The sequence below is a fragment of the uncultured Enterococcus sp. genome, from assembly GCF_913775425.1.
Classification (GTDB): Bacteria; Bacillota; Bacilli; order Lactobacillales; family Enterococcaceae; genus Enterococcus_G.
This window is the reverse complement of the sequence record NZ_CAJYIS010000083.1, coordinates 1-6,300: the sequence shown is the minus strand read 5'-3', so window position 1 is coordinate 6,300 and position 6,300 is coordinate 1. Positions and strand designations below refer to the sequence as shown.

The window sequence follows — 6,300 nt, the reverse complement described above, 5'->3', positions numbered from 1 at the left end:
GGGGCTTCTTCAATCATTTTTCAGTGACGATCTCTAAAAAAGCAATGGATTTTTACACAGAGTTCGCCTTGTCACGCAATCATTTTATTTTAGGTCAAGAATTTGTAAACATGTTTAAGCATACGATGTATTATTTGGGAGCTGCATTGCTGTCCGGTTTGATTTTGCAAAAAAGTACGATTATCTTTTTTATCTTATTTTCTTATTTAGCATGTCAACTCGTTTTATTTGTTCTTTGCCGTAGTTTATATATGCATTATGAAAATATAGTGACTAGACGCTTTATCGGCTTAGGTGTAACAGTGTTGTTTTTGATACTACTCAGCGCAATCTATAAATTTGATCAAATTTGGCTACTAACAGAATTATTCACGAGTAGTTGGTGTTTACTAGTTTGGTTGATCCTTGCTAGTGTGGGTTTTTATCGCGCTTGGCAATATCCTAAGCAATCCTTATTTATTCAAAAAGTGATTGCGCAATCTGTCGTATTTTATGATGGCTTAGCGGATGCTAAACTAGAAAATAATGAATACATTAGTAAAGGATTGAAAATGCAAAAACAATTGCACGTCAATCATGATCAACGTGTCGAAAAATTGACGGGAACGCATTATCTGAATGCTTTATTGTTTAGTCGCTATCAACATGTTTTTCTTAGGAAAATTCGCTATCTTATTGTCGGTTTTATGATGGTAGCAATCAGTTTAGTGGGATTGCGTATAGCCAATATTCAGTATTATTTAAGTGAAGAAAATGCATTGCGTTTGCTGCCAATTTTATTTTTTGTGATGTATGGTTTATCTTTTGGTAGACAGATCGTTCAAATGGTATTTGTAAATTGTGATGCTTCGATGCTATACTATCCATTTTATCGGGAGAGTCATACTATCTTAGAGGGATTCAATTATCGGTTTCGACAAATCATGAAATACAATAGTATAATTATTGCGGGAATCTTTTTATTGTTTTTATTACTCCAGGTTCTTAATGATTTTTATCTAAGTTGGTCATTTTTTGGCGTGTTACTCTTATTACTGAGTGCGTTAGGGCTATTGTTTTCTTTTCATGAGTTATTTGTTTATTATCTATTACAACCTTTTACAGCCGATATGACAGTGCAAAGCCCGACATATCGAGTCGTAACATGGCTTTTTTATTTCTTTTCTTATATCAATACACGGGTTACATTTCCAGGCTTTTTTTATGTGATCACGATTTCTTTCATCAGTATCGCCTATGTCGTGATTGGTTTAGTCATTATATACTTTGTCGCACCACGAACGTTTAAAATCAAAGAATAATGCTTTGATCAATCATTAAAATAAAAGGAGAAATGACATGATCAAAAAAGAACATTGGATTGAAACATTAGGATTGATCCCGCATCCAGAAGGTGGGTTTTATAAAGAGTTGCCCGCCTCCTCAGAGTGGCTAACAGAAAAAAATCGACCTTTGTATACAACGATCTATTTTTTATTGACGAAAGAAAGTCCATCGCATTTTCATCAGCTAACAGCCGATGAAGTATGGTTTTTCCACTACGGGCAACCATTAACCGTTCATGAGTTGATTGGTGGTGAGTATCGTCAGACCAAACTTGGGTTGAATTGTGTGCAAAATGAACACTTGCAGTATACGGTGCCCAAAGGATCGATTTTTGGCTCGACAGTTGAAGAAGGCTATGCATTAGTGAGCTGCATGGTCGCACCAGGTTTTACATTTGCTGACTTCAAATTATTTGAGAAAACGGAACTATTGAACTCCTATCCTAAACACGCAGAAATCATCGAAACATTAGCTTTAGAAACGATTAAAAAATAACAGACATAAACAACAGCTCGTGTCAATAATGCACAAGCTGTTGTTTTTTATTTAGACGAAAATAAGAGCTAAATCGATTATATATAAGCTTTTTTTAAATATTAGTATCTTGAAAATGAAAAATAAAGATTAAAATTCACAAACTTTTTTATTTGATAGATAGTGAATTGTACTCAATGTAAATCTTTTCGGATACGATTTTTTATTGAAATAAAGTAAGATTTTATTCTGAATAAAGTGACGAAATGTCATCATGGCGCTTTTTTTAGAATGGAAATGAATTATTGATGTCGCTAGTTTCATTTGAATAAGAAATTATAATCGAAGAATTAAATCGATAAACTGCTAAACTAAATCATTTTATCTATAAAATCGAACAGACTTTGTGAAAAAGTACATTTTTTATTAAGAATTTCTTAAGAAATGCGATTATATTATAATTAATGTTTTTTTTACGACGATCTAGGAGTAGGATGGGTTACTGGTGAGTGATTTCACGAATTTAAAATCAAAACCGTAGTTTAAACAAATTGAGGTGAACAACAAAATGATTGCACAAAGTGTCGAAACACTTGATGGTTGGTATGCTTTGCATATGCTCTACAATGTAGATTGGCATGCATGGAATACGATCAGTAAAGAAGAAAAGCAACAACTATTGGCTGAATTGTTTACCTTAGTCGAAGAGTGGGAACAAATCGAAACGAAAAAAGAAGGAAGTCATTATCTGTGGAATGTGACTGGTCATAAAGGGGATTTTAGTTTCTTTATTTTGCGTCCAGAGCTAGGTCAATTGAATGAAGAAGAAAATCGTTTTAGACGATTAGGTCTTTATGATTATCTAACTCCAGTCCATAGCTATGTATCTGTCATCGAGCTAGGTACGTATAGCGGGATGCCAAAGACGGAAGCGGCGATGAAGCGGACGAACCAACATCTCTATCCAGAATTACCAAAAGATGAGTATATTTGTTTTTATCCAATGAACAAAGTTCGTTCGGGTGATATCAATTGGTATACATTGTCCTATGAAAAACGTCAAGAATTGATGAAAGAACATGGGATGATCGGTCGTAAGTATGCTGGTAAGATTCGTCAGTTTATTACAGGTTCGATCGGCTTTGACGATCACGAGTGGGGCGTGACGTTATTTGCAAATGATCCATTGGAGTTTAAAAAAATTATTTATGAAATGCGTTTTTCTGAAGCGAGCAGTGTATATTCAGATTTCCCTTATTTTATCGTGGGAACGTCATTGAATGATCGTGCGCGCTTGACCACATATTTTCAAGGGAAGTAACATTTAGGGGGAGCTATTTTGGAATTATCAATGTCAAAATCAGCGAGAAGTTTTCGTTGGTTATTATTAATTAGTTTATTTATTACACAACTGGATTCAGGAATTATTAGTACAAACTTATCTTCAATGACACGTGATCTAGCACTTGTGCCACAGCAAAGAGGATGGATCATTGCGATCTATACGATTGGATTATTACTAGCAACACCTGTGATGGGAAGCTTGATCGACCGCATTGGCTATCGAGCTGTTTTCTTGATCGAATTAGGTCTTTATTTTGTAGGTGTCATCGGCATCGCGTTGAGTCAATCGTTTGTGATGTTGATGATCGGTCGCTTATTACAAGCGTTCGGTAGCAGCTCATTATTAACGTTAGTTGTTTCTTTAGTCTTTGCTACGCAAGCACAAAAAGTCGGCAATAAAGTGGGAAGTGTCGGTGCCTTAGTAGCTTTATCTACGATCGTTGCACCGATCATCAGTGTGATCAGTTTAGTGAAGACACATGACTGGCGTGCGATTTACTTCATTTTGGCAGCATTGATTGCCGTGATGTTTTTACTTGGTTTTTTCTTGATGCCTAAAGATGAACAAACAACAGTCGAGTCTTTTGATATTAAAGGGAATACGATTTTTGTAATTGGGTTAGTTGCGTTTAATCTATTATTAAGTCGTGGTGTACGTACTGGGAATATTATTGAAATCGTATTGTTTGTAGCGCTTATTGCACTTGCCTTATTCTGGTTTATGAAAATCGAAGCCAAACGTGAAGCGCAAAATCAAACTGTCTTATTCTCAAAACGCTTATGGCAACAACCACTTTATCGTACAGGGCTTATTAGCGGACTTGTTACTGGTTTTGTGATGTCATTATTTGCTTTCTTACCTTCATTCATCGAATTTTCTTATCAAGTCGATGGTCGTAAAGCTGGATCATTTATGACATTGATGGCTGTGGGAACCTTGATAGGTGCCAAATTAGCTGGTGTTTGGACAGAAAAACGAGGTGCGATGCGAGCTACTCGTGGTGGAATGGCGTTGATCGCAGTTAGTTTAGTCTTGATGTTCTTGACGCTCTCTTCATTTGGCTTATTCTTAGGTTCACTATTCTTATTTGGTCTAGCAATTGGGATGGTCATGACAGTACCACTACAAGTCATGGTCGTAGAAGCTTCTCCAAGTGACCGTAATGTATCGCTTAGTCTACTTTCGATCTCTAAAAAAATGGGAATGGTTGTAGGGACGACTGTGATCAGTTTGTTTGCAGTGATGACACATTCAATCGGATTAAAACCGATGCTACTTGTGTTGATCGTTTGTACGGTACTTAGTGTTGTTGTGTTAAGCAAAAAGGAGCAATAAAATGGAAAAACAAGCAATTTTATTAATGAGTTATGGAACACCAAATAATCTGGACGAAATCTGGGATTACTATACCCATATCCGTCATGGGCACGAGCCTTCAAAAGAATTATATGATGAATTAGTCGGACGTTATGAAGAAATCGGTGGGGTTTCACCTTTAGCTGCAGTTACTGAAGCGCAGCGTGAAGCAATCGAAGTGGCGATGAACCAAGATAGCGAGATCCAATATGAAGTATTCAATGGTTTACGCCATATTCATCCGTTTATCGAAGAAGTCTTAGATGAAATCGTTGAAAAAGGATTCAAGACAATTCATGGGATGGTTTTAGCCCCTCATAATTCAACCTTTATCCAACAATATCATGAACGTGTAACAGATCAATTAGCACCATTTACAGATGTTGCTTATATCAAGCACGATCATTTTTGGCAAGAAGAAGGCTTTTTAAACTTTTGGGCTAACCAAATCGAAAATACAATCGATCCAGAAAAGAAACAAAAATTCTTGTTTACTGCACATAGTTTACCGGAACGATTGCTTGCAAATGGCGATCCTTATGTCGATGAGATCAAAGGTGCCGCTAAAGCGATCGTGGCACATGTTGATGGTACAGTCGACTTTGACAATGCATGGCAAAGTGTGGGGCGTACGGCAGATAAATGGATCGGTCCTAATGTAGAAGACGTTACAGAACATTTAATCACAGTCGAAGGATATGAAGAAATCATCTATATGCCATTTGGATTTGTAGCAGATAATCTTGAAACACTTTACGATAATGATATCGAATGTAAAGAACAAGTCGAAGCATTAGGGGCTAGTTATAAACGATTGGATATGCCAAATACACATGAAGTATTTATTAGCGGTATGGTCAGTGAATTACGTAAATAACAAGAAGCTGTGACAGAAGTGAACAGCTCCAAGAAATAAGCCAAATCATTCCGACAATAGGTTCACCTATTTCGGTAATGATTTGGCTTATTTTTCGAAGGAGTTACTTCTGGAACACCGTTTATTTTATAAGTGGGTGTGACAAATTTTTGTCACACCCACTTTTTGGTTATTCGAACATTTTTTTCGCTGCGCGCATCAACGTAGGGATATCTTTGTCATATCGAGGGGTTTTCACTAGTTTAGACATCGGTACGCCAGCAAAGTGGAACGCTGCGATCTCACCTGAGCGAACAGCACTTTGTTCAGTAAAGATCATTTGATACGGTTGTTCGACAAATTCACCAGTGAAAGCAAGATTTGTCGAATGTTCCGGGATGACTTTTGGACGATCGACTTTGGCGCGATTGTTGAATAAAGCCGAAGCATAAGGCATATAGACTGGAATACAGTTGACGATAGCGTCTAAGATTTCATCTTCTTTTTCCATAATATTGATTGGACCAGGATCGACTTTAGACAATTGGCCTAGTAATTCTTGCGTCATTTCTTTTCCAGTCATTTTGATATATTCTTTGTCGACAAATTCACCACGACGTCTTGGATACAAGAAGTAACCCCAAATCACCGTTTCATTTGGTTTTTGTGTCGTAAAGTGTGGTTGATGATGGACAACGATCGACATATTGACATCTTTTTGGCCAAGAGGTGTGATCGGAGTTGTGGAAACAAATGAATTTAACGCGTTTCCTGGCATTTGTGTGGTGATTCGTACGATCTCGTTTAACAAGGTATGGTCTTTTGAAGTCAACGTAAAGCTGACCCATTCACTTGCATCGCGATCTGCAAAGAATTTATCTGGATTGCCAAGGTTATAGAATTTTTGGCTAATATTTTTCCACAAGGTCGATGCAGCACCATA

General features: G+C 36.8%; 6 protein-coding genes. 5 read left to right on the top strand and 1 reads right to left on the bottom strand.

All coding sequences use genetic code 11. The annotated features are described in order from the left end of the window. The 5 genes from QZ413_RS09655 to hemH all read left to right on the top strand — a co-directional run. Positions 1 to 1,301 (top strand): hypothetical protein (locus QZ413_RS09655; protein WP_297079694.1); only part of this gene is annotated, 1,301 nt, incomplete at its 5' end. Between the two features lie 37 nt (positions 1,302 to 1,338). Next, positions 1,339 to 1,821: a cupin domain-containing protein gene (locus QZ413_RS09650; RefSeq protein WP_297079692.1), complete on the top strand. Its 483-nt coding sequence runs from the start codon at positions 1,339 to 1,341 to the stop codon at positions 1,819 to 1,821. A 547-nt stretch (positions 1,822 to 2,368) separates the two neighbouring features. Next, positions 2,369 to 3,121: a hydrogen peroxide-dependent heme synthase gene (hemQ, locus tag QZ413_RS09645; protein ID WP_367117313.1), complete on the top strand. Its 753-nt coding sequence runs from the start codon at positions 2,369 to 2,371 to the stop codon at positions 3,119 to 3,121. An 18-nt stretch (positions 3,122 to 3,139) separates the two neighbouring features. Beyond that, positions 3,140 to 4,480, top strand: a complete 1,341-nt coding sequence (locus QZ413_RS09640) for an MFS transporter (RefSeq protein WP_297079690.1) — start codon at positions 3,140 to 3,142, stop codon at positions 4,478 to 4,480. 1 nt (position 4,481) lies between these two features. Next, on the top strand, positions 4,482 to 5,378 hold the full coding sequence (gene hemH, locus QZ413_RS09635) for a ferrochelatase (RefSeq protein WP_297079688.1): 897 nt from the start codon (positions 4,482 to 4,484) through the stop codon (positions 5,376 to 5,378). Between the two features lie 169 nt (positions 5,379 to 5,547). Here hemH and QZ413_RS09630 read toward each other — a convergent pair. After that, on the bottom strand, positions 5,548 to 6,300 hold a 753-nt coding region (locus tag QZ413_RS09630; protein WP_297079686.1), incomplete at its 5' end, for an oleate hydratase.